22 protein-coding genes are annotated in these 21,738 nt (G+C 49.8%); 6 read left to right on the forward strand and 16 right to left on the reverse strand.

Annotated elements, in window-relative coordinates; translation table 11 throughout:
• Positions 1 to 48: 48 nt before the first annotated feature.
• The 5 genes from OH773_RS09500 to punC form a co-directional block, all read right to left on the reverse strand.
• Positions 49 to 972, reverse strand: a complete 924-nt coding sequence (locus OH773_RS09500; RefSeq protein ID WP_270145129.1) for a LacI family DNA-binding transcriptional regulator — start codon at positions 970 to 972, stop codon at positions 49 to 51.
• Between the two features lie 53 nt (positions 973 to 1,025).
• Complete coding sequence (locus OH773_RS09505; RefSeq protein WP_270145131.1) at positions 1,026 to 2,417, reverse strand: glycoside hydrolase family 1 protein; 1,392 nt, start codon at positions 2,415 to 2,417, stop codon at positions 1,026 to 1,028.
• Positions 2,418 to 2,465: 48 nt separating this feature from the next.
• Positions 2,466 to 3,785: a PTS sugar transporter subunit IIC gene (locus OH773_RS09510; RefSeq protein WP_270145133.1), complete on the reverse strand. Its 1,320-nt coding sequence runs from the start codon at positions 3,783 to 3,785 to the stop codon at positions 2,466 to 2,468.
• A 208-nt stretch (positions 3,786 to 3,993) separates the two neighbouring features.
• Positions 3,994 to 5,142 (reverse strand): cyclopropane fatty acyl phospholipid synthase, encoded by a 1,149-nt coding sequence (cfa, locus tag OH773_RS09515; protein ID WP_270145135.1) that lies wholly within the window; start codon positions 5,140 to 5,142, stop codon positions 3,994 to 3,996.
• A gap of 298 nt (positions 5,143 to 5,440) precedes the next feature.
• Positions 5,441 to 6,634: a purine nucleoside transporter PunC gene (punC, locus tag OH773_RS09520; RefSeq protein ID WP_270145137.1), complete on the reverse strand. Its 1,194-nt coding sequence runs from the start codon at positions 6,632 to 6,634 to the stop codon at positions 5,441 to 5,443.
• Between the two features lie 115 nt (positions 6,635 to 6,749).
• On the opposite strand from punC, the gene punR reads away from it, so the two are divergent.
• Positions 6,750 to 7,667 (forward strand): DNA-binding transcriptional activator PunR, encoded by a 918-nt coding sequence (gene punR / locus OH773_RS09525; RefSeq protein WP_270145139.1) that lies wholly within the window; start codon positions 6,750 to 6,752, stop codon positions 7,665 to 7,667.
• 18 nt (positions 7,668 to 7,685) lie between these two features.
• Here the strand turns inward: punR and purR are convergent, their stop codons facing one another.
• On the reverse strand, positions 7,686 to 8,711 hold the full coding sequence (gene purR, locus OH773_RS09530; RefSeq protein WP_183269450.1) for an HTH-type transcriptional repressor PurR: 1,026 nt from the start codon (positions 8,709 to 8,711) through the stop codon (positions 7,686 to 7,688).
• A gap of 308 nt (positions 8,712 to 9,019) precedes the next feature.
• On the opposite strand from purR, the gene cydH reads away from it, so the two are divergent.
• A complete protein-coding gene (gene cydH / locus OH773_RS09535) occupies positions 9,020 to 9,109 on the forward strand; it encodes a cytochrome bd-I oxidase subunit CydH (RefSeq protein WP_034495793.1) in 90 nt (29 codons plus the stop codon).
• A gap of 79 nt (positions 9,110 to 9,188) precedes the next feature.
• On the opposite strand, the gene sodB is transcribed toward cydH, so the two are convergent.
• Both sodB and OH773_RS09545 read right to left on the reverse strand, forming a co-directional pair.
• On the reverse strand, positions 9,189 to 9,770 hold the full coding sequence (sodB, locus tag OH773_RS09540) for a superoxide dismutase [Fe] (RefSeq protein ID WP_270145143.1): 582 nt from the start codon (positions 9,768 to 9,770) through the stop codon (positions 9,189 to 9,191).
• 122 nt (positions 9,771 to 9,892) lie between these two features.
• Entirely contained in the window at positions 9,893 to 10,747 is an 855-nt protein-coding gene (locus OH773_RS09545) for a C40 family peptidase (protein ID WP_270145145.1), read from the reverse strand.
• 362 nt (positions 10,748 to 11,109) lie between these two features.
• On the opposite strand from OH773_RS09545, the gene grxD reads away from it, so the two are divergent.
• Positions 11,110 to 11,454: a monothiol glutaredoxin 4 gene (gene grxD, locus OH773_RS09550; RefSeq protein ID WP_034455369.1), complete on the forward strand. Its 345-nt coding sequence runs from the start codon at positions 11,110 to 11,112 to the stop codon at positions 11,452 to 11,454.
• Positions 11,455 to 11,514: 60 nt separating this feature from the next.
• Here the strand turns inward: grxD and rnt are convergent, their stop codons facing one another.
• From rnt to eptA, 5 genes are all read right to left on the reverse strand, one after another.
• Positions 11,515 to 12,174: a ribonuclease T gene (gene rnt, locus OH773_RS09555; RefSeq protein WP_183269447.1), complete on the reverse strand. Its 660-nt coding sequence runs from the start codon at positions 12,172 to 12,174 to the stop codon at positions 11,515 to 11,517.
• Between the two features lie 96 nt (positions 12,175 to 12,270).
• Positions 12,271 to 12,678, reverse strand: a complete 408-nt coding sequence (gene gloA / locus OH773_RS09560) for a lactoylglutathione lyase (RefSeq protein WP_270145148.1) — start codon at positions 12,676 to 12,678, stop codon at positions 12,271 to 12,273.
• A gap of 343 nt (positions 12,679 to 13,021) precedes the next feature.
• Positions 13,022 to 14,119 (reverse strand): alkene reductase, encoded by a 1,098-nt coding sequence (locus OH773_RS09565; RefSeq protein ID WP_270145151.1) that lies wholly within the window; start codon positions 14,117 to 14,119, stop codon positions 13,022 to 13,024.
• Positions 14,120 to 14,174: 55 nt separating this feature from the next.
• Positions 14,175 to 14,774 (reverse strand): TetR/AcrR family transcriptional regulator, encoded by a 600-nt coding sequence (locus OH773_RS09570; protein ID WP_270145153.1) that lies wholly within the window; start codon positions 14,772 to 14,774, stop codon positions 14,175 to 14,177.
• A 71-nt stretch (positions 14,775 to 14,845) separates the two neighbouring features.
• Complete coding sequence (gene eptA, locus OH773_RS09575; protein ID WP_270145155.1) at positions 14,846 to 16,474, reverse strand: phosphoethanolamine transferase EptA; 1,629 nt, start codon at positions 16,472 to 16,474, stop codon at positions 14,846 to 14,848.
• Between the two features lie 184 nt (positions 16,475 to 16,658).
• Between eptA and OH773_RS09580 the strand changes: the two genes are divergently transcribed.
• The 3 genes from OH773_RS09580 (at position 16,659) to sodC (ending at position 18,456) form a co-directional block, all read left to right on the forward strand.
• Positions 16,659 to 16,898, forward strand: coding sequence for a DUF1289 domain-containing protein (locus OH773_RS09580; protein WP_183269442.1), 240 nt, complete (start codon positions 16,659 to 16,661; stop codon positions 16,896 to 16,898).
• A gap of 57 nt (positions 16,899 to 16,955) precedes the next feature.
• Positions 16,956 to 17,852: an aldo/keto reductase gene (locus OH773_RS09585; protein WP_270145158.1), complete on the forward strand. Its 897-nt coding sequence runs from the start codon at positions 16,956 to 16,958 to the stop codon at positions 17,850 to 17,852.
• A gap of 82 nt (positions 17,853 to 17,934) precedes the next feature.
• Positions 17,935 to 18,456 (forward strand): superoxide dismutase [Cu-Zn] SodC, encoded by a 522-nt coding sequence (sodC, locus tag OH773_RS09590; protein ID WP_270145160.1) that lies wholly within the window; start codon positions 17,935 to 17,937, stop codon positions 18,454 to 18,456.
• 2 nt (positions 18,457 to 18,458) lie between these two features.
• Here the strand turns inward: sodC and OH773_RS09595 are convergent, their stop codons facing one another.
• Genes OH773_RS09595 through OH773_RS09605 form a run of 3 tightly spaced genes read right to left on the reverse strand, consistent with a single transcriptional unit; the run spans position 18,459 to position 21,580 of the window.
• Positions 18,459 to 20,480: an FUSC family protein gene (locus tag OH773_RS09595; RefSeq protein WP_270145162.1), complete on the reverse strand. Its 2,022-nt coding sequence runs from the start codon at positions 20,478 to 20,480 to the stop codon at positions 18,459 to 18,461.
• An 8-nt stretch (positions 20,481 to 20,488) separates the two neighbouring features.
• Positions 20,489 to 21,340, reverse strand: a complete 852-nt coding sequence (locus OH773_RS09600) for an efflux RND transporter periplasmic adaptor subunit (protein ID WP_270145164.1) — start codon at positions 21,338 to 21,340, stop codon at positions 20,489 to 20,491.
• 3 nt (positions 21,341 to 21,343) lie between these two features.
• Positions 21,344 to 21,580 (reverse strand): DUF1656 domain-containing protein, encoded by a 237-nt coding sequence (locus tag OH773_RS09605; protein WP_270145166.1) that lies wholly within the window; start codon positions 21,578 to 21,580, stop codon positions 21,344 to 21,346.
• Positions 21,581 to 21,738: the final 158 nt, after the last annotated feature.

The raw sequence follows: 21,738 nt of genomic DNA on the forward strand, positions 1-21,738 counted from the left end.
CGACGCAAAAGCGGGGGAGTATCTTCACCCGCTTTATTTTTAATCACCTCAGGCAATTAATAAACTTCCTCGCACCACATTGCTGGCCTGGCGCTCTCCTAATAGTACTTCGACGGCCCGACGGGCAATGCTTTCTAGCGGATATTTGATGGCGGGAATAGCGTGTGATCCTGGCATTCTGGTTGAACCGTCCAGGCTAAAGACCATCACCTGTTCCGGCACGTGTAATTGATACTGATTGAGCATCATGACCGCCTCTTGCGCCTGGGTGTCGTCGGTGACTAACAGGGCAGAAAACTTCACGCCACGGTTAATCAGACGTTGTAGCGCAATGCGTACTGACGACTCATCTTCAATGACTAACTGGCGGTTAAAAGGCACGACATGGTTGTGCAGGGCCTGATGATAACCTTCTAGCGTCAACGCTGCCGCTTCGCCGCTGGCAAAGTTAATTAACGCGATATGCCGCCGTTTCTGATTACATAAATAGTGCACGGCGGTTTCAGCAGCAAAAACATGATCGCATTGAATGCTGAAATTGTTTGAGCCACTCAGGCAATCAATCAGCATGATATCGTCGGCGAGGTCCGGGAGCGGGAAACGCGCGCCCACGACCACCAGCGCATCACACAAACCGTTAGATAACTCCTGCGCGGCTTGCGCTACGCTGTCGGGTTCATTCGCAAAGCGCAGTAACAAGTGCTTATGATGATGATTGAGCTGTTTTTCCAGCGCTTGCAGGTAGCCTGTGGACTGCTGAATATGCTCAGTGGCACAAATAACCCCAATGCAGTTTGTCGACTGGCTGCTTAGGGATTGAGCAATGGCGTTCGGGGTGTATTTCAGAACTTCGGCTGCGCGTAATACCGCCTGACGACTCTCTTCTTTGACACCTCGGCTGCCGCTTAATACGCGCGAAACGGTGGCTTTAGAAACCTGCGCCAGGCGCGCTACATCATTAATATTCGACATGGTCTTTTCCCAGTCCTCAGCCAGAAACGGGCCTTGCGGCCCGAATACTGAGATTACGTCCGATCGTTAAAGCCATTTTCAGCCGCGGTCGCGCGATACCATTCGCCGCTTTTCTTGATGGTGCGTGCTTGAGTCTCCAGGTTTAACGAGACAAAACCGTAACGGTTTTTATAGGCGTTACACCATGACCAGTTATCAATAAACGTCCACATATGATAACCGAGGCAGTTGCTGCCTTCGCTGATACCTTTGTGCAGCCACTTCAAGTGCTCGCGCACAAAATCAATGCGGTAATCATCCTGAATTTGGCCGTTCTCATCGAAACGCTGTTCGTTCTCAACGCCCATGCCATTCTCGGAAATATAGCAATTCGGGTTGCCGTAGTTTTCACGCAGGTTAGTAAGAATATCGTAGATCCCTTGCTCGTAAATTTCCCAGCCACGGTATGGGTTCATTTTGCGGCCCGGCATTTCGTAAGACTCGAAGAACCATTCCGGCATAAACGGACTATCCGGGTTGACCAGCGAGTCGCGGCATTTGATTCGACGCGGCTGATAGTAGTTTATGCCCAGCAAATCGACGACACCTGCGGCCAGCAAGGCTTTATCTTCTGGCTGGCATGCAGGTAACTGGCCGTGTTCTTTCAGCAACGCGACCAGTTCCTGCGGGTATTCACCACGCAGAGCTGGGTCGAGGAAACTGCGGTTAAACATCAGGTCTGCAATATTGGCTGCTTTGACATCGGCCGGATTTTGCGAGCGTGGATAGGATGGTGTGAGGTTAAGGATAATACCAATTTCTCCACCGTCGTTACGCTCATGGTAAGCCTTTACGGCCAGAGAGTGCGCAATCATGGTGTGGTAAGCCACGGTCGCTGCACGTTTGAAATCCACCACATTCGGGTAATGGAAATCATACAAATAGCCGCCTTCAACAGGGACAACCGGCTCGTTGAAGGTAAACCAATGCTTCACACGATCGCCAAAGAGTTCGAAGCAAACCGTGGCGAATTCAGCGTAAGCGGTGACAACGTCACGATTCTCCCAGCCGCCTTGCTGTTGCATCACCATTGGCATATCGAAGTGGAACAGGTTGATAAACGGTTTGATACCTTGCGCCAGCAACTCGTCGATCACCTGATTGTAGAAGGTCACCGCTTCCTGATTTACCGTTCCGCGCCCTTCAGGGATTAGACGCGCCCAGGAAATCGAGGTGCGGAAGGTGTTGTGGTTGAGCTGTTTTAACAGCGCGATATCTTCTTTCCAGTTTTTATAGAACGTCGAGGTATCCGCTGGGCCAACGTTGTTATGGAAGCGGGTCGGTTGCTCTTTATACCACTGATCCCAAATGGTGGCTGTTTTACCAAAAGAGAGGGTTTCGCCTTCAGTTTGCGGTGCTGAACTCGCGCTGCCCCACCAAAAGTTATCAGGGAATACATATTTCATTTTCGTTCCTCGTTTGACGTGCCTGCCATCAGGGCAGGCAAAAAATGGTTAATCTGCGGCGACTGGATTATTGCTTTCCTGCACGTTGCGCTCTTCGTCCTGTTTCAGCAGGGTGCGCTCGTAAGCCTTCAGGAAGGGGTAATACATCACAGCCGACATGACCATACAAATCAGACACATGATTACGGGACTTACCGCCCAATTTGCAGCCCACGATGCGCCAATGGGAGCAGGCGTCGTCCACGGTGTTAACGATACAACTTGCGCAACCCAACCTAATTTTGTCGCAACGTAAGCGAGGGTTGCGTTAATCATCGGCACTAAAGTAAAGGGTAAGAAGAACAGTGGGTTCATGATGATGGGTGTACCGAATAAAATCGGTTCGTTGATATTAAAAAAGCTTGGAACCACACCCATTTTACCGATAGTGCGCAGGTGAATGGCGCGGCTACGTAGCAACAGGAAAGCGAGGGGCAACGTGGAACCCACGCCACCAATCAGCAAATAGTGATCCCAGAAACCTTGCAGATAAATATGCGGCAGCACATTGCCTGCGGCCAGCGCCGTTTGGTTAGCTGAAAGGTTTGCCATCCAGAACGGGTTCATGATGCCGGTGACAATCAGCGCACCGTGAATACCGGCAAACCACAGGATCTGGCAAATAAATACCGAAATGAGAATCGCCGGGAGTGAATCCGATGCCGAAACCAGCGGCGCGAGCAGATGCATAATGGCTTCTGGAATAATCATTCCCGTCGTGGATTCGATAAATAAATTCAGCGGGTGGAGTGTGGCCACAATCACGACAACGGGGATCAGAATCTCAAACGAACGCGCCACACCGGTTGGCACTTCCTTCGGCAAACGGATAGTGATGTTGTGGCGTTTGAGGAAAGCGTACATTTCGCTGGCATAAATGGCGGTCAGAAGGGCGGTAAAAATACCCTGGCCCGAGAAGTATTGCGTTGAAATATGCCCGTCTTTATAGGGAGCCGCGACCAATAAAAAAGCCATAAAGGCCAGTAATCCGGTCATTATCGGGTCGAGCTTATAGTGCTTCCCGAGGCTTGCTCCAATACCGACTGAAATAAAGAAGGTCATCACACCCATGCTGAGGTTAAACGGCAACATCAGCTGTTCCCGGTAGTTTAGGGAGAATTTTAACCACGAGCGCGCGAAGCCCCAGGAACTGTCGGGTGAGAAGGGTGGGAAAATAAACACTAACAAGAAAGAACCGATAATCATAAACGGTAGCGCAGAGATAAAGCCGTCGCGGATGGCGATGACATGACGCTGAGAGCCCATTGCTCCGGCCATGGGGGTGACTTTTTGCTCAATCACATTGACCATTTTTTGGTACATGCTCATGGCGGTATCCTTGTTAGCATTTTGTAAGTGGACTGATTGTGAAACAAAACGGAAACCGGTTTCCATCAAGGAAAGAGATAAGTGTTAGCGAGATCAAAATCGTGAGTAAAGGAGCGTTGGAAACGTGAGGAGCCCCACATTTTGTTATGAAAATGCTACGGAGGGTTAAAAGAGAGACTACCCCGACAGCGCCGGGGTAGTCGATGAATCAATGTGGAACGCGTAAACCATGTTCGACTCCACGAGTGAAGACGATTTGCCAGAGCTGAATGTCGCGGGCGCGGAAGGCTCCCGCACACGCATTGAGGTAATAACTGAACATGCGTTTGAATCTTTCTGAATAGTTATTAGCAATTTCCGGCCAGTAATTCTGGAATCTTTCATGCCAGGCCATTAACGTTTTGTCATAGTCGGCACCAAAGTTATGCCAGTCCTCCATCACAAAATGTCCTTCGCTGGCTTCTGCAATTTGGCGTACCGAAGGTAAACAGCCGTTCGGGAAGATGTATTTGTTTATCCATGGGTCGACGATATTATCGGTTTTATTGGAGCCAATGGTGTGCAGCAGGAAAATACCGTCGGGTTTTAGATTACGGTCAGCGACGTTGAAATAAGTGGCGTAGTTTTTGGGACCCACGTGCTCGAACATACCGACGGAAACAATGCGGTCAAACTGCATATCCAGATCGCGGTAGTCTTGCAGCAAAATAGTGACGTCCAGCCCAACACAACGCTCCTGCGCCATTTTTTGCTGCTCGGCAGAAATCGTTACCCCGTGAACCGCCACACCGTAATGTCGTGCGGCAAATTCGGCAAGCCCACCCCAACCACATCCAATATCCAGCAGCGTCATACCCGGTTCGAGATGCAGCTTATCGCAGATCATTTTTAGCTTGGCATTTTGCGCGTCGCTAAGGGTATTGGCGTCTTTCCAGTAACCACAGGAATATTGCATATGCTCATCAAGCATGCGGGTAAATAGATCATTACCGAGGTCGTAATGCTCTTTACCGACAATCCAGGCGCGCTTTTTAGATTGCAGGTTGATAATGCGAGCGGCGGCAACCCGAAGCGTGTCTTTTAAATGATGGGGGAGTTGGTTTTCAAGTCCGGCGCGAATGGCGTTGTGAAAAAAAATATCCAGTCGGTCACAGTCCCACCAACCATCCATATAGCTTTCACCCAACCCCAGCGTGCCCTCTTGCAGGACGCGTTTAAAAAAGTCGGGATGCTTAACCTGGAGATCGAAAGGGCGCGGGCCATTTATTTCCACACCAGCCTGCGTGAGCATTTCGCTTACGATTCGATACCACGGGTTATTTTTTATGCTGATTTCTTCTATACACGATGAACTCATAGCTTCTCCATCACCTTTGTGTGAGGAACCTTAAAACAGCGTAGACGCTATTTTGGGCATGTGAGAAATGTCACGGGAAAATCCGCGAGCCTGATATCCGACGTAGAACAGAGAAAGGGCGAGTGCCCATGAAAAATAGCTGCATAAAACAACAAACGGGAGCACAAAGGCTCCCGTCAAAACTTCATTATTATTGTGCTGACGGTTGAGCCGTTAATAAGTATAGGCTCGCCGAAGCGGTGGTTCAATAAAACATTGTTAGCATGCTATCGATATGGGTGTCACGCTAACTTGCCGCTTAATGTGCATCAGATTCAGCAGGTTGCCACGCTTCAGCTTTTTTACTGCGTTGCAGTAAATAGCCCAGAATTGACAAGACGATCGTCACCAACATCACGCTGGTGGTGGTCAACAGTGGGGTCACAACCAGCCAGGAGACCATTAAACTTGCAAAGAAACACAGACCTAATTGCAGCGTGTTTTGCAGCGCAGCGGCTTTACCGGTTGCTTGCGGGAAGGGCAGCAGAGCTGATGCCACCACAATCGGGTAAATTGCGCCGTTGGCCATGGCCATCACACAGAATGGGATCAGCAACAACGTGAGGTTAGCGTGACCGCTCATAGCAACCGCCCATGTCGCAAAGGTGCTCAGTGCGTAAAGGGCCAGTAACCACGGCAGCATCTGCTTACCTTGCCATTTTTGCAGCGCGCTGCGGCAGCCGTAACCACCAATTAAGAAGGCGATGGTTTGCGGTACATAACTCAGGCCGATGGCCGCCGGGCTGTAGCCCATATCGTTAAGAATGAAGGGGGAGCCGGTAAGCCATGCAAAGAAGCTGGCGGAGCAGGCGGCATAGAGCAACACGTTGCCGCTATAAACTCGGGAGCTCAACAATGACATGAAGCTCACTTTATTGTCTTCAGTTTGCGGATGATGCTGAGTACGAGGTTTCAGACGTAAAGTCGGGATCATCAGCACCAGGGTGATGACAAACAGCGTGGCGAAAATCGCCTGCCAGTCAAAGTGGTTCAAAATCCAGCTGCCCAGCAACGGTGCCAACGCCGGGGATAAGCCAACCAGCGGCATAATCGTTGCGAAAATACGATTAGCGCGATTCGCCGGGTAGTAATCGGTCACCAGAGCCTGCCAGCTTACTGCCGCCGAACAGACGCCAACTGCCTGAACAAAACGCAGTACCAATAGCGCAGTGGCGCTTTCGACCCACAACATGCCGATACAGCCAATGGCGAACAGGCTTAACCCCGCCAGTAATACCGGTTTACGGCCGAAGTGATCTGACAGGGGTCCCCACATTAACTGGGCAAACGCAAATCCAGCCAGGAACAGACTCAGGCTTGCACTGACTGCCGATGCATCGGTCTGTAAATCTTGCTGAATGGCAGCGAAAGCAGGCAGGTACATGTCTGTGGCAAGGAAGCCCAGCACACTTAAGCCGGCCAGCCAGATAAGAAATCCTTTTGAAGGTTGCATAATTTTCTCTTGATTAATCTTGCAGGTTCATTGCCGCGAGAGTGTACGGAGTGCAATTACGCTTGTGAAACGCTAATATTTGTAGGTTGCGTTCAAAAATTTTGTGAGCAGAGAAATGTGGTCAGAATACTCGCTGGAAGTGATAGATGCGGTGGCGCGCAATGGTAGCTTCAGCGGTGCGGCACAGGAGTTGCACCGCGTTCCGTCTGCCATTAGCTATACGGTGCGGCAACTCGAAGATTGGTTAGCCGTTCCGCTATTCGAACGGCGTCATCGTGATGTCGAATTAACCCCAGCGGGCCTCTTTTTCCTTAAAGAGGGCCGTTCTGTTATCAAAAAAATGATGACGACACGGCAGCAGTGCCAACAGATCGCAAACGGATGGCGCGGGCATCTGGCTATAGCCGTTGATAACATCGTTAAACCTGAGCGAACGCGGCAACTGGTCGTGGATTTCTATCGCCATTTTCCGGATATCGAACTGCGCATCTTCCAGGAAGTGTTCAACGGCGTATGGGATGCGCTGGCGGATGGTCGTGTCGAGGTGGCTATTGGTGCAACCCAGGCTATTCCGGTCGGAGGGCGTTATGCCTTCCGCGATATGGGAACGTTGAGCTGGCGTTGTGTGGTGGCTTCCACTCATCCTCTGGCACAGCGCGGTGGGACGTTAAGCGACGATGACCTGCGTGACTGGCCGTCTTTGGTACTCGAAGATACCTCGCGTTCGTTACCCAAACGAATTACCTGGCTTTTAGATAACCAGCGCCGTGTGGTGGTGCCTGACTGGCAGTCCGGTTCGGATTGTTTGAGCGCGGGTTTGTGTATCGGCATGGTGCCGTTGCATATCGCCAGGCCGTGGCTGGATTCCGGGCGGTGGAGCGAATTAACCCTGGATAACCCGTTTCCTGACGCAGCATGTTGCCTGACCTGGCGGCAAAACGACGCATCACCTGCGTTGAGCTGGTTACTGGATTATCTGGGGGACAGTGAAACGATGAATCAGGAATGGTTACAGGAACCTGAGCCCGAGTAAACCCGGGCTCAACAACACTTAACGACGATAATCGCGGAATGGGCCATCAGCTACCGAGCGGCGTTCAATCAGACGCGGATGGACTTCAATCGATTGGGACTCTTCGCGTTTATTAACGATTCTATCCAATAGCATGTTAAACGCCGTTTCCCCCAGCGAATCTTTTGGCTGGTGGATGGTGGTCAACGCCGGTGAGAAGAAGCGCGCGTTACGCACATTGTCGTAACCAATAATGGAAATATCCTGCGGTACGCGCAGTCCCATCTCATCAGCGGCACAAATTGCCCCCATCGCCATGATGTCACCGCCACAGAATACTGCGGTAGGGCGATGAGACTGGCCGAGGATTTGCTGCATAGCGCGATAACCGGATTCAGGTTCAAAGTCACCCTGAACAATCCAGTTTTCTGGAATAGAAATACCCGCTTCTTCGAGTGCTTTCATAAAGCCAGCATGGCGACCGCCGCCAGTATTGCGTTCCATTTGGCCGGGGATAGCACCAATTTCGCGGTGACCGCGTTCAATTAAATAACGACCCGCCAGGTAGCCACCGTGGAATGCGTTATCGACCACGGAGTCGGTGAAATCAGCACGGGACTCGCCCCAGTCCATCACAACCATTGGGATGTGGCGGTACTCTTCGAGAACGGAAAGCAAGGAGTCTGGATATTCAGAGCACATCACCAGCAAACCATCGACACGCTTTTGCGCCATCATCGATAAGTAAGCGCGCTGTTTTTCAAAGTTATTGTGTGCGTTACCCAAAATCAGGGTATAGCCTTTTTCAAAGCAGCTATTTTCCACCGCTTCGATGATCTCGGCGAAATAAGGTGCTTCACTGGAAGTGGCAAGCAGACCGATCGTTTTGGTGTGATTAACTTTCAGGCTTCGTGCTACAGCACTCGGTGAGTAGTGCAATTCTTTAATTGCAGCCCATACCGCGTTGCGCGTTTCTTCCGCCACAAAACGGGTTTTGTTAATCACATGTGATACGGTTGTAGTGGAAACGTTTGCGCGCTTCGCCACGTCCTTGATTGTCGCCATTAAATTTCACTCCGGGCCATCTCTTAACCCCCTGATTACTAATGTGTTAAACGTTTGCGTACGCTGACTCCAAAGGCAACATAATGGTTGCAGGTATGCCGGGATTGCGACATAAAACGGGAGGAGGGCATTGAATTGACGATACGCAATAAATTAGCGAGGGATTTTGGCCTATCCTGGCGAAAAGTGGAAGAGGGAAAATGGATATCGGGTTAAAACCGTGAGGATTTTTATCTCCGATTGTGGGAAACTCATCATGACACATCAATTGTAAGGCTGTTTTGTAAGGTAACAAAAAGGAGTTGCTGATGAGTACCGACCTGAAATTTTCAATCACGACCACAGTTATTGTTCTGGCTTTGATTGTTTGCGGCGCATTAACTGCCGTACTGCACTGATTAAGATGGGCCGCTTATCGCGGCCCATTAACATTCCCCTAAATAGCTCCGCAACACGAACTATTTAGGGAGCAAACTTCTACGCTGCAAGATTCTTCTCAACAAACGCCCAATTCACCAGCGCCCAGAAATGCTCGAGGTAGTTAGGACGAGCATTGCGGTAGTCGATGTAGTACGCATGTTCCCAGACGTCCACCGTCAGCAGTGGTTTAGCGGCAGTCGTCAGTGGCGTACCCGCGTTGGAAGTAGAAACAATCGCTAAAGCGCCATCTTCCTGTTTAACTAACCACGTCCAACCTGCGCCAAAGTTCTTGATAGCGGCATCAGTAAACTGTTGTTTGAATTCAGCGAAGCTACCGAAAGATTTGTTGATAGCGTCCAGAAGTTCGCCAGTAGGTTCCCCGCCTGCATTTGGTGCCAGGCAGTTCCAGTAGAAGGTGTGGTTCCACACCTGAGCGGCGTTGTTAAAAACACCACCCTCGGAAGTACGAACGATCTCTTCAAGCGTTTTACCTTCAAAAGCTGTGCCCTTAACCAGGTTATTCAGGTTAGTGACATAGGTTTGATGGTGTTTGCCGTAATGGTATTCCAGGGTTTCAGCGGAGATATGCGGTGCTAAAGCATCTTTCGCATACGGTAATGCAGGTAGTTCGAACGACATTGCTAACTCCTTATTATTTTGTTTACTTCTAAATAACCACTTTTAATGCGGGTTTAGGTTAACAAATTGAAAGGATAAGCAAAAGAAGAACTCACCTGCCCATTTCAGGGCAGGTGAAGGTTTTAACGAATGGTTTTAGATGTCATGACGCGTTTAGCGCCAACATAGTGGCGTTGCCAATAGTCTTCGCTCAACGAGGTGATTTGAATATCACGGCCAGTACGCGGTGACTGGATGAATTTCCCATTACCGACGTAGACACCAACGTGATCCGCAGTGCCACGGCCTTGGGTGCGGAAGAACACAAGGTCACCCGTTTCCAGTTCCCCGCGATCAACCGGAGAAGCATCACGCAGGTGATACATTTCGTTTGCAGTACGCGGAATACGGAATTTCACCAAATCTTTGTAAGCGTAATAAACCAAACCGCTGCAATCGAAGCCAGTACGCGGCGACGTGCCACCCCAGCGATACGGTTTGCCAATCTGGCCCATCAGTTTGTTCATCGCCGTCTTCTGTGCTTTCTGCACCCGGACTTTGTGCGCTGCTGCAATCGTCGTTGGTTGCTCTGCTTTGACTTTCACACAGCGCGTTTTGTAGCCCTTACGCGGTTTACTGCATTTTTCGGTAAAAGTAACAGGCTGGACTTTCGCGAGCTGGGAGGAGTTTTTACGATCATTTTTTGCAAGATGTTTTGTTTTTGCACTGCTGGTGTTCTTAGCGATTTTACTCTTTGAGGCAGTGGATTCTTTTTTCTTGCTGGTGGTTTTAGAAGAGGTGTTAGTTTTCTTGCTGGCGGTAGTGGTTTTATCTTTACTCTTACTGCTCTTTTCTGTGCTCTTCGTTGTGCTTTTCACAACGTGCGCTTTTTGCGCAGCCACGGGACGAGCGTGCTCAGACGCCTGCGTCAATGGTGTATACGGCAAGGTAAATAGCAGAGCACAGAGCGTGATAGAAATTTTTGTTATCCGCGCCACTCGACAATCCCCTGGTTAAAATGAATGCACGATGAATACCATCATGCCCGTGTATGATTTTGCGAAACCCGCCGATTCTAATCTATAAGAGGTTATAAAGTTAATAACCTTTTTCTCTTCGTCTTGTTGTTTCGTTACCACACGCAAAAAAAATGACCAAACTAATGGTTGTCAGGCTATTTATTGATCGGGCTTATAGTTATTTCCTGATTTGCAGCTGCGGGAAAAGTGTTATTCTTGATGCATGTTGTCCCTCCATCGCACATGAAACAGAGACCCTGTAAAAAATGGTGTTTTCTGGAGAGGGTGTCAATCGCTACAATGGCAGGCTACTGCCAGTAAAAGGTTTGAGGAAGCAAGCAATGAGCACTATTGAAAAAATCCAACAACAGATCACAGAGAACCCAATTCTTCTTTATATGAAAGGTTCTCCTAAACTGCCTAGCTGCGGCTTCTCAGCCCAGGCTGTGCAGGCGCTGTCTGCCTGTGGTGAGCGTTTCGCGTATGTTGATATTTTACAGAACCCAGACATCCGTGCTGAGTTGCCAAAATACGCAAACTGGCCGACTTTCCCACAGCTGTGGGTTGATGGCGAACTGGTTGGCGGCTGCGACATCATTATTGAGATGTATCAGCGTGGTGAATTACAGTCATTGATTAAAGAAACCGCTGCTAAATACAAATCCGAAGAGCCAGACGCAGAGTAATTTGTTGCTGGAGTATTGTATTAACGGTAATAAAAAAGCGACCTGTTACGGTCGCTTTTTTTATGCTTTTGATTCGGGTTCTTCAGGCAGCGGGAGAGGCCATCCACCTAACCGTTTCCAGCGATTCACAATCTCGCAGAACAGTTGTGCAGTTTGTTCAGTGTCATAAAGTGCTGAGTGCGCCTGGCTGCTGTCAAATGGCATGCCAGCGGCAATACACGCTTTCGCCAGTACCGTCTGGCCTAATGCCAGCCCGCTCAATGCGGCTGTATCGAAGGTGACGAAGGGATGGAACGGGTTACGTTTTAATGAAGCACGTTCTGCCGCCGCCATCATAAAGCTGTGATCGAATGTCGCGTTATGGGCAACCATGATTGCGCGGTTGCATCCGCTGTCTTTAATGCCTTTGCGCACCATTTTAAAAATCGCATGCAGCGCATCATATTCACTAACGGCCCCACGCAACGGGTTATGCGGGTCGATGCCATTAAAGGCCAGCGCTTCAGGCTGCAGAATTGCACCTTCAAAAGGTTCGACATGGAAATGCAGGGTTTCATCAGGCGATAACCAGCCATCTTGATCCATCTTTAAAGTGATGGCGGCGACTTCCAGTAAAGCATCGGTTTTCGCGTTAAACCCAGCGGTTTCAACGTCAATGACTACCGGATAAAAGCCACGGAAACGGTCACACAGGCCATGCAGTTGCGTGTTGTCAGACATCAGGATCTCTTAATACGGGGAAAAAGCAGCGCGCATTATGGCAAATTTTGCGAAGGGATGCAGCAGTGGGCGAGACGAACGCCCACTAACAGAGTATTAGTTGCCCAGGCCTTTGCCTGCGTCTTTGCTTTCGATCAGCTCAATTTTATAGCCGTCTGGATCTTCAACGAAAGCGATGACGGTGGAACCGCCTTTTACTGGACCTGCTTCGCGGGTGACATTGCCACCGTTTTTGCGAATACGCTCGCAGGCTTCGGCTGCGTTATCTACGCTCAGAGCGATGTGACCGTACGCGTTACCTAAATCGTAGCTATCGGTGCCCCAGTTATAAGTCAGTTCGATAACCGCTTCTTCGGTTTCCGGGCCGTAACCAACAAACGCGAGAGAGTATTTGTATTCAGGGTTTTCACTGGTGCGCAGCAGGGTCATGCCCAGTACGTTAGTGTAAAAATTGATGGAGCGTTGCAGGTCGCCGACGCGTAGCATGGTGTGAAGTAAGCGCATAAAATCCTCTTATTCTACCCGTCGCCCTTCAAGATGCAGGGGTGTTGGCTACTCTCGTTCACCCGAATCACTTACTCAAGTAAGCTCATCGGGATTCACTCAATTGCCGCCTGCCTGCATCTCGAATCGCTTGGGTATAAATGGTTGATTTTTCGAACCGAGTTAAAAAAGTGAAGTAAGTATATACCCAAAATAATTGGAGTTGCATCAAGGCGGCAAATTCAAGAGTCCCCAGGAGCTTACTTGAGTAAGTGACTGGGGTGAGTGAGTGCAGCCAACGCAGAGGCAACTTCAAATATGAAGGGTATAGCGGCGATGACTCGCCGCTATCAATGGACTGTTCTTATAATGTCGGATAATCGGTGTAACCTTCAGCACCGCCGCCATAGAAGGTTTCTGGGCGTTGGGTGTTGAGTTCTGCATTGTGGTGCAGGCGTTCAACCAGGTCGGGGTTCGCGATGTAGTCACGACCGAATGCCACAGCGTCGATTAAACCTTTCTCGATTAACGACTCTGCCTTTTCCGGGGTATAAGCGCCCGCGCCAATGATAACGCCGTTGAAACGCTCACGCACTTTCTGACGGAATTCTTCGGTGTACGGCTTGCCACCGGCCCAGTCAGGCTCGGACATGTGCAGATAGGCAATCCCACGTTTGTTTAATTCTTCAATCAGATACAGCGCATCCGCTTCTTCGTCCGGGCCGTTATCGACATTCTGGAACGAACCGATTGGCGAAACACGGATACCTATGCGATCGGCGCTCCACTCTTTACTCACCGCATCAACCACTTCCAGCACCAGACGAGCACGGTTTTCACGGCTACCGCCGTATTCATCGGTACGGTGGTTAGAGGTAGGCGACAGGAACTGATGCAGCAAATAGCCATGCGCAGAGTGCAGTTCGGCCATATCAAAACCGGCATCACGCGCATTGCCTACCGCCTGACGGAAATCATTTACGATGCCCGGAATTTCACTGAGCTCAAGTGCTCGCGGCATCGAGGTGTCGACGCGGATTGCATGCCCATTTTCATCACGCAGTGAGGTGCGCGTACCGGCAGAAATTGCTGATGGCGCAACAGGAGCCTGCTGGCCTGGCTGAATGCTGGTGTGGGAGATGCGTCCGGTATGCCACAGTTGCACGGCAATGCGACCGTTAGCCGCGTGAACGCCAGCCGTAATTTTCTTCCACGCAGCAATTTGTTCATCGCTGTGCAGGCCTGGCGCGCCTTCATAACCTTTAGCTTGCGCTGAGATCTGCGTCGCTTCGCTGATGATAAGGCCGGAGCTTGCGCGTTGACGATAATACTCACCCATCAACGGGGTAGGGATATCCCCTGGCACAATGCTACGCAGACGCGTTAACGGCGCCATAAAAATACGGTTTGGAGTGGTAATGGCACCGACTTTCAGTGGGGTAAACAATTTATCTGCTGACATATAAAACGCCTCGAGTAGACCGGTCGTCTAGTTTGAAATTAAATAAAAAAGCCTGTCAGGAGACAGGCTCCGCTAATAATTGGGTAACGTGGGCGAGGGCGCATTCAAGCGGCACCGCGCTACGAGAAATCTTCGCCTGGAGACTGGCTCCGAGCCACAATGCATAAATCACTTGCGCCTGGCTTATGGCCGAGTCAGTGAGCTCCAGACTTTTTTCAGCATCGCCTTTTGCCAGTGCATCAGCTAATTGGGCGACGATTTGCGAGGCACCATGATTGAGGGCGGCTCGCATATCTTCTGAAAGATCACAGACTTCAGCCGAAAGTTTTACGGTCAAACAGCTGATAAGGCTACCGTGCTGAGAAAACCAGTTAACGGTTTCCTGATACCAGGCCACTATTTTTTCACGGTATGTTCCGCTTTCTTGGGAAAAATGTTGCTGTAAACGCTGGTTGTACGCAGTGTAATACCGTTCCAGCATCGCCACACCAAACGCCTCTTTAGAGCGAAAGTAGTGGTAAAAGGAACCTTTAGGCACTTCGGCCGTGCTTAACAATTCGCTCAATCCCATGCCAGTGAATCCGCGTTGCAGGCAAAGCTGCTCGCCGGTAGCAAGAAGATGTTCACGAGTGTCATGGTCTGGATGTCTGTTCATGGGAAAAAATATAATAGACCAGTCGGTCTAATGCAAGAGACAGGCGACAGAATTTTTCTGCCGCCTGATTATCAGGTTTTACGACAATTGGCGAAAATATCCATATCCGACTGATATTCAGATGTTTTAATGTCCATCATGCCCAGCAGCGTTGAGAAAATATTATCCTGAGAAACTTTTTCCGCAGCGGCTTTTTTCGTCAGACAGTCCGCATTCACTGCAAAGTTCTGTTGGTAATCTTTCGATAACCAGAACAAGAATGGAATGTGTGTTTGCTGCGAAGGTGCCAGCATGTAAGGCGTGCCATGCAGGTAAATGCCGTTTTCACCTAATGATTCACCGTGGTCGGAAAGATACACCAGCGCGGTATTGAACCGATCGCTATGCGCTTTGAGTTCGTCAATTGTGCGGCTGACAATATCATCGGTATACAGAATCGTGTTGTCATAGGTATTGATGAGTGCCTGGCGATCGCAATCCTGTATCTGGTTGCTGTCGCAAGTTGGCGTGAATTTACGAAATTTGTCAGGGTAGCGGTGATAGTAAGCCGGGCCATGGCTACCCATCAGATGCAGGACAACCACGGAATCTTGTTGCACGCCATCCAGCACATTGCCAAAGCGGTGCAGCAACGCGTCATCCCAACATGATTGATCTTTGCACAAGGCGCTTATATTCCACTGCGTCATATCAGTATGCGGGATTCGATTACAGACTCCTTTACAACCCCCGTCATTTTCACGCCATAACACGTTGATACCTGCATGCGCGAACACATCCATCAGCCCTTCCTGGTGGTGGGCAAGATCAGCATCGTAATGTTTACGCGGCATATTAGAGAACATACAAGGGACAGATACGGCCGTTTCTGTGCCACACGATGAGGCATTAGGGAAATATATAACGTTCTGTTTTTTCAACTCAGGATTGGTTTCACGGGCGTATCCGTTCAAAGAGTAGTTTTCAGCACGCGAAGCTTCGCCGACCACAAATACGACTACGGTCTTCTTTTTCTGTTGGGTAATCAGTGCGCCTTTCCTGGCATCTTCACCAATCTTTAGCAATGTCTGGTCACCGGTAAACCAACGCGCTTTGGTGTAGCTGCTAATCGCACTGATGTAATTGGCGGGAGTCACCATTTTCACGATGTTTTTGTTGTTACGGAACAGTGAGGCGTAGTCCTTATAAAATACGGAAGCCACCAGAATAATGATAAGCAGACCGGCAAGAACACTGACGGTACGTGTCAGGAGGGTGTACCACCAACGTGAGGGTTTGATTTTAATTATGGACATGAACACGGCAGGCACGATACCGGCAAACCCTAGCCACAACAGCAATTGTGGGGTAACCAATGCCACCGCTTCCTGGGAGTCGGTTTCAAAGACATTGGTCATCATATTTTTGTCGATAACCGCGCCATAGGTGAACATAAAATAGTTACAGGCTGCGCAGCCAATAACCAATATCACCAGCAGGGGTTTACGTAACCACGGCAGGTTAATCAGACTAAAGATAGTCAACCAGGCGCTAAACAAAACGACAGGTACGGAGATGGCGAAAACCCAGCTGTGGAAAGAGTTGGGTGCAATGATTTCCCAGGTGCGCTTGATAAATAGAAAATTAATTAATGTGAAGAAGAATGCGCAGTAAAGATTAAACTTTGAGTCGTTACACTGTAACTTTTCTAAGGTTTCCATAACAACCATAAGAGCCCATAAATAATGAGCACAGACTAATGAAGGAAGATTAGGTGAACCTTAATTTAATTAAAACGGTCCTATTTCGGGTTTCGCGACAAGTGTTAAGAATATTCACCGCACCGCTTGCAACAATTTGGATGTCAGGCTTCAATTGAAATAACGTTGCAAAAAGGGGTTTAGGGTGTCTGAACAGTTAGAGTTTTTCCCGATACAAAGCCCGTGTCGCGGCATCTGCCAGTCAGATGAGCGTGGATTTTGCCGTGGATGTATGCGAAGCCGTGATGAGCGTTTTCAGTGGCAGCAGATGAGTGATGTGCAAAAGCAGGACGTATTGCGCTTATGCCGCCAGCGTTTAATGCGCAAATTACGAGCAAACAAATCCGCTTCACCTGAAGAGCCGCAACAACCCTCACTATTTTAATTCGTTGATGTCGTTATACTCAGAGGCAGAATTCGTTTAATACTGAGGATCGGCCTTATGGTACAGCGCATTACGATTTCCCCGCAGGGACCTGAGTTTTCTCGCCTGGTTATGGGTTATTGGCGTTTGATGGAGTGGAATATGTCCGCTCGTCAACTGGCCAGTTTTATTGAAGAACATGTCGATTTGGGTATCACCACTGCCGATCACGCCGATATTTATGGTGGTTATCAGTGCGAAGCCGCATTTGGCGAAGCGATGCGTCTGGTGCCACATCTGCGCCAGAAAATGGAAATTGTCACCAAGTGCGGGATTGCCACCACGGCCAATCCAAACCATGCATTGGGGCACTACATTACCGACAAATCACACATCATCAGCAGTGCTGAAGCCTCGCTACAAAAACTGGCTACTGATTACCTCGATTTGCTTCTGATTCACCGTCCTGATCCTCTAATGGATGCTGATGAAGTGGCTGATGCGTTCACTTCGCTACATCAGAGCGGTAAAGTGCGTCACTTTGGGGTGTCAAACTTCACACCGGCACAATTTACGCTGCTGCAATCGCGGCTGCCGTTTACGCTTGCCACCAATCAGGTAGAAATCTCACCGGTGCATCAGCCAACCATTCTTGATGGCACGTTGGATCAATGCCAGCAGTTGCGCACGCATCCTATGGCGTGGTCATGCCTTGGTGGCGGCAGCTTGTTTAATGATGAAGCATTCCAGCCGTTACGTGATGAGTTACGAACGGTAGCTGATGAGATCGGGGCGGAAACCATCGAGCAAGTGGTTTATGCCTGGGTGATGCGTTTGCCTGCAAAACCGCTGCCTATCATTGGTTCTGGCAAAATTGAACGCGTGCGTTCGGCTATCCACTCTCTCAGCCTTGATATGAGCCGCCAACAGTGGTTCCGCATTCGTAAAGCCGCTCTGGGTTACGACGTGCCATAACGCGCAAAAACAGTTATCTCCCGGAGCAATCGACTGGTATGGCCTATGCTTAACAGGCTGAAAGTCAATCCGGGAGGTAAATATGAAGCGAATAAGTCTGGCTTTTCTAACACTATTTAGCTGTGCGGCAGTTCAGGCTGCAAGCACCGAGGTTCAAATGAATCTCGTCACGCCGCAGGGAATTGGTCATTCTCTTGGTACGGTAAAAATCACCGAAACCGATAAAGGGCTGGTCTTCGCGCCCGATCTCCGAACACTTCCTCCTGGTGAGCATGGCTTCCATGTTCATGCTAACGGCAGTTGTGATCCCGCAATGAAAGAGGGAAAACCCTCGGCCGCTGAAGCCGCAGGAGGACACCTTGATCCCGATAAAACCGGTAAACATATGGGGCCAATGGGCGTTGGTCATCTGGGCGATTTGCCCGTGCTGGTGGTTGATAATGACGGGAGCGCAACTGACCCCGTGACTGCACCACGCCTGAAAACCCTTGATGAAGTCAAAGGCAAGGCGCTGATGGTGCATGTCGACGGCGATAATATGTCCGATCAACCTAAACCGCTTGGCGGTGGCGGCGCGCGATACGCGTGTGGTGTTATCCAGTAAACTCAGTGGCTGCCTGCTGTTTGCTCAGCAGGTGGCGCTTGTGTCAGTTGTGACAGCGAGCAATAAAGTCGCCAGATGATCCCGGCAAGTTCACGCGCAGCCGGGGTGTGATGGTGAGAAAGTGAATCTGACATGCGCTGTAACTCCAGCAACGCCTTTGTTAATGAGTTTTGCTGGACCCCGCGCTCGCTCATGATATCTCTCAGGGTATGAATACACACATCACGTACCTGAGAAAGCGGGTCTGAGCGAGTCTCCCATCCGCGAAGTTGCCACACCACGTGCGAGCAGTTCAGCAGCACCACGCCCCAACGCAATAACCAACGACGCGCTATCTCATCTTTACTGTTACTTAGTTGGCTGATGTGATGATAAATCAGTGATTCGAACTGGTGCTCAGAATGCAGCGGCTTGCGGCTGAGTTGGTCAACAAAACCGCGACGTAATGCACGAATATGACGACGACTTTTCCGCGAATCTGACCCCGGGCGCAGTATAGAAAATGCGACCCAGGAAAGGCCCACGCCGATAACTTTTGCCAGATTGTCGTTCAGGAAGTCGCCGAGGTCATAAACCGGAGGATTTGTCACAGCAACAAATGACCCCATGAACACAATCAATTGCCCCCATAAACCGGCAAGCTTAGGTTGTTGTAGTTTCAGTAATTGCATCGTCGCCAACAGCGGCAACAAGAAAATCAGGAATTGCCAGAGATCGGTAATCTGGACCATCAGGCCAAATTTTACCAGGAAGCTGAACATTGAGAGCCACAACAACGTGCGCATCAGGAGTGTGAGTGAATTCAGCGGCGAAGGGACGGACGAATAGAGCACGCAGCTGATTGCCGCAAGTGTCAGTGCGCCACTGCCCGAATCCCATTGGGTGCTGATACACAAGGCACCGGTGAGCGTTATGACGCAAAATGTGCGCAGTGCACTCCATATCGCTTCGGTATTATCGGTATGGCGTGCCAGTGGTGCAGTGGCGGGTGGAGTGAGGACTGAAACCGGTGTGGCATTTCCCAGCTCTCGCATCCAACGGCTGCTATTGAGATACAGCCAGCAGAAATAGCGCAGCCGATGCCAGAATGCCTGATGGCGGTAATCATCTTGTGAATTTGGGGCAATTTGCGAAAGCAGGCGTGCAACGGTGTATTTATGAACGTTTTCCCGCGACAACTCTTTGATTAACGCTTCTAAAACAGGCCATAAATTCTCTGGCGGGTTAGGCCAGTTCATCAGCATACGGCGCAGGCCGGAGATAACACTGGTCATGCGGAGTTGTTGATGAATGAGATAGTTAAGCAAATTGTTCTGGCGGCGGAAACGGTAGTGGCTCCAGAATGCCTGAATACGTAATAGGTTCATGGTCAGAATTTGCCCAATAACACCTTCATGCGCGGTACGAATTGCATCCGTGGTTTCCGGCTTCCACAGCATTGAGGCGTGTTCAAGCAATCGCGTGTGCATATTGCGCAGTGCGGTGAGCAGCGTGGTGCCATCTGACGTGCTGGGCAGCACCATCATCATGAATGCACCACACAAAATACCGACGATGACTTCGCAAACACGCGCCTGTGTGATATCCCAAAGTTGCGTGGTATCGACGGTATTTACCATCGGGAAAGCGATGATTGCGGCGGTATAGCCCGCCAGCATAAAGGCGTATGCCACGTTGTTCTGATAATGACTGGAGCTCCAGGTGCAGAGCGCAAGCCATGACGCCATCGCAAAGGTAAACAACCACGGGTCGTTGAGCGTATTCCCCGCAATGATGAGTGAGGCCATCGCACCTATCAGGCTGCCCGCCACTCGCCCAAGGCTTTTGCTGACCACGCCGCCGACCGTTGGAAAACTGACTACAGCCGCTGAGGTCATTGCCCAGTAAGGTTCATCTAAATTGAGGTAGTAGGCGATGGTGAGTGCGAGACACATCGCGATAGCATTACGCAATGCGTAACGCCATTGGCCTGCATTCGCTTTCGCCCAAGGGGTATTTCGCCATGTCAACGCGGAGAATTTCATCGGCGAGGTCAGTGTTTAATGGTCACAGTGCAGGTGGTGCCGGAGACCAGCGTAATTCCTTGCGGGATTTCATCTAGCTGAATGCGCACAGGAACACGTTGTGCCAGGCGCACCCACGGTACATTAGGTTTAATGTCCGGGACTAAATTGCTGTCACTTTCTACGCTTTGATCGTATATCGCGCGCCCAATACTTTGTACTTTGCCGCTTAATGGGATATGGCCGCTGTATAAAACAATCTGTGTGGCATCACCGGGTTGGATATGGCGCAGTTTGGTTTCTTCAAAGTAACCCACAACGTAAAAAGAGTGGCTGTCGATGAGGGCAAAGACGGGTTGGCCTACTGTGGCGTAATTACCTGTTCGAGTGGAGAGATTGGTTACCCATCCATCCACGGGCGCACTCACAGTCGTTTGGGTAATTTGCCATTTCGCCTGTTCAAGTGTGGCTTCGGCAGCTTTGACTGCGGCTTGCTCGGCTTTAACATTAATATTCGCGGTATCCATATCTTCAGCCGATATGTAATTGCGGGGTAAATTTCTGCGGCGCAGAGCTTCATTGCTGGCTTTTGCCAGTTCAGATTGCGCCTGAGCTAATTGCGCTTCCGCGTTCAGTTGCGCTATGTGATAGGGCGTGGGATCGATTGTGAACAGCACCGTACCCGCTTTAACGAATTGGTTATCTTCAATATTGAGTTGCGTAATCGTTCCTGACACCTGGGGCGTGATGCTGACTTGTTCAGCCCGAACTTTCCCGTCTCGCGTCCAGGGAGATTGCATGTAATAATTCCATAACATCCAACCAACAATGATGGCTACCGCGAAAATCAGCAAGGTGGAAAAGTACTTTATTGTTTTCATGTTTTACCAGACCACCAGAATCGCAAGCCCTGCACTGACGGAGAGTGAAAATAACGACAGATCCATTAATGTCGGATGCCAGATATCACCGGAATACATCCAGTCACGCAGTAAATGATGAAGAATGAGCCAGATAAAAAAACCCAGGATTATCGCTTTAAAAATAGGGGGGAAGTAGATTGAAGCTCCTACAACCAAGTCCTGGAGCGGCAGGCCGGATGTTAAAAAATTGAGTTTCACGTCAGATAATCCTTTAAATTTCCGGGGATGACTGCCGTTTCCCCTGACTTAGTTGTAAACTAAAAGTATAGCTGGTTGCTTAACGTCAGCAAAAGTAAGGAATTTAATTTTTCAATTAATGCCTGCACAATAGTTTAAAATCAGTATAATAAGTTAGC

Origin of the sequence: Buttiauxella sp. WJP83, assembly GCF_027594725.1 — a bacterium.
Taxonomy (GTDB): Bacteria; Pseudomonadota; Gammaproteobacteria; order Enterobacterales; family Enterobacteriaceae; genus Buttiauxella; species Buttiauxella selenatireducens.

Excerpts from the sequence above, each read along its gene's own strand:
- cfa (WP_270145135.1), bottom strand. The coding sequence starts at position 5,142 with ATGAGTTCATCGTGTATAGAAGAAATCAGCATAAAAAATAACCCGTGG.
- OH773_RS09600 (WP_270145164.1), bottom strand. The coding sequence starts at position 21,340 with ATGAAAACAATAAAGTACTTTTCCACCTTGCTGATTTTCGCGGTAGCC.
- grxD (WP_034455369.1), top strand. The coding sequence starts at position 11,110 with ATGAGCACTATTGAAAAAATCCAACAACAGATCACAGAGAACCCAATT.
- OH773_RS09595 (WP_270145162.1), bottom strand. The coding sequence starts at position 20,480 with ATGAAATTCTCCGCGTTGACATGGCGAAATACCCCTTGGGCGAAAGCG.
- OH773_RS09585 (WP_270145158.1), top strand. The coding sequence starts at position 16,956 with ATGGTACAGCGCATTACGATTTCCCCGCAGGGACCTGAGTTTTCTCGC.
- sodC (WP_270145160.1), top strand. The coding sequence starts at position 17,935 with ATGAAGCGAATAAGTCTGGCTTTTCTAACACTATTTAGCTGTGCGGCA.
- punC (WP_270145137.1), bottom strand. The coding sequence starts at position 6,634 with ATGCAACCTTCAAAAGGATTTCTTATCTGGCTGGCCGGCTTAAGTGTG.
- cydH (WP_034495793.1), top strand. The coding sequence starts at position 9,020 with ATGAGTACCGACCTGAAATTTTCAATCACGACCACAGTTATTGTTCTG.
- OH773_RS09505 (WP_270145131.1), bottom strand. The coding sequence starts at position 2,417 with ATGAAATATGTATTCCCTGATAACTTTTGGTGGGGCAGCGCGAGTTCA.
- rnt (WP_183269447.1), bottom strand. The coding sequence starts at position 12,174 with ATGTCTGACAACACGCAACTGCATGGCCTGTGTGACCGTTTCCGTGGC.
- OH773_RS09570 (WP_270145153.1), bottom strand. The coding sequence starts at position 14,774 with ATGAACAGACATCCAGACCATGACACTCGTGAACATCTTCTTGCTACC.
- OH773_RS09510 (WP_270145133.1), bottom strand. The coding sequence starts at position 3,785 with ATGAGCATGTACCAAAAAATGGTCAATGTGATTGAGCAAAAAGTCACC.
- eptA (WP_270145155.1), bottom strand. The coding sequence starts at position 16,474 with ATGGAAACCTTAGAAAAGTTACAGTGTAACGACTCAAAGTTTAATCTT.
- sodB (WP_270145143.1), bottom strand. The coding sequence starts at position 9,770 with ATGTCGTTCGAACTACCTGCATTACCGTATGCGAAAGATGCTTTAGCA.
- OH773_RS09565 (WP_270145151.1), bottom strand. The coding sequence starts at position 14,119 with ATGTCAGCAGATAAATTGTTTACCCCACTGAAAGTCGGTGCCATTACC.
- gloA (WP_270145148.1), bottom strand. The coding sequence starts at position 12,678 with ATGCGCTTACTTCACACCATGCTACGCGTCGGCGACCTGCAACGCTCC.
- purR (WP_183269450.1), bottom strand. The coding sequence starts at position 8,711 with ATGGCGACAATCAAGGACGTGGCGAAGCGCGCAAACGTTTCCACTACA.
- punR (WP_270145139.1), top strand. The coding sequence starts at position 6,750 with ATGTGGTCAGAATACTCGCTGGAAGTGATAGATGCGGTGGCGCGCAAT.
- OH773_RS09500 (WP_270145129.1), bottom strand. The coding sequence starts at position 972 with ATGTCGAATATTAATGATGTAGCGCGCCTGGCGCAGGTTTCTAAAGCC.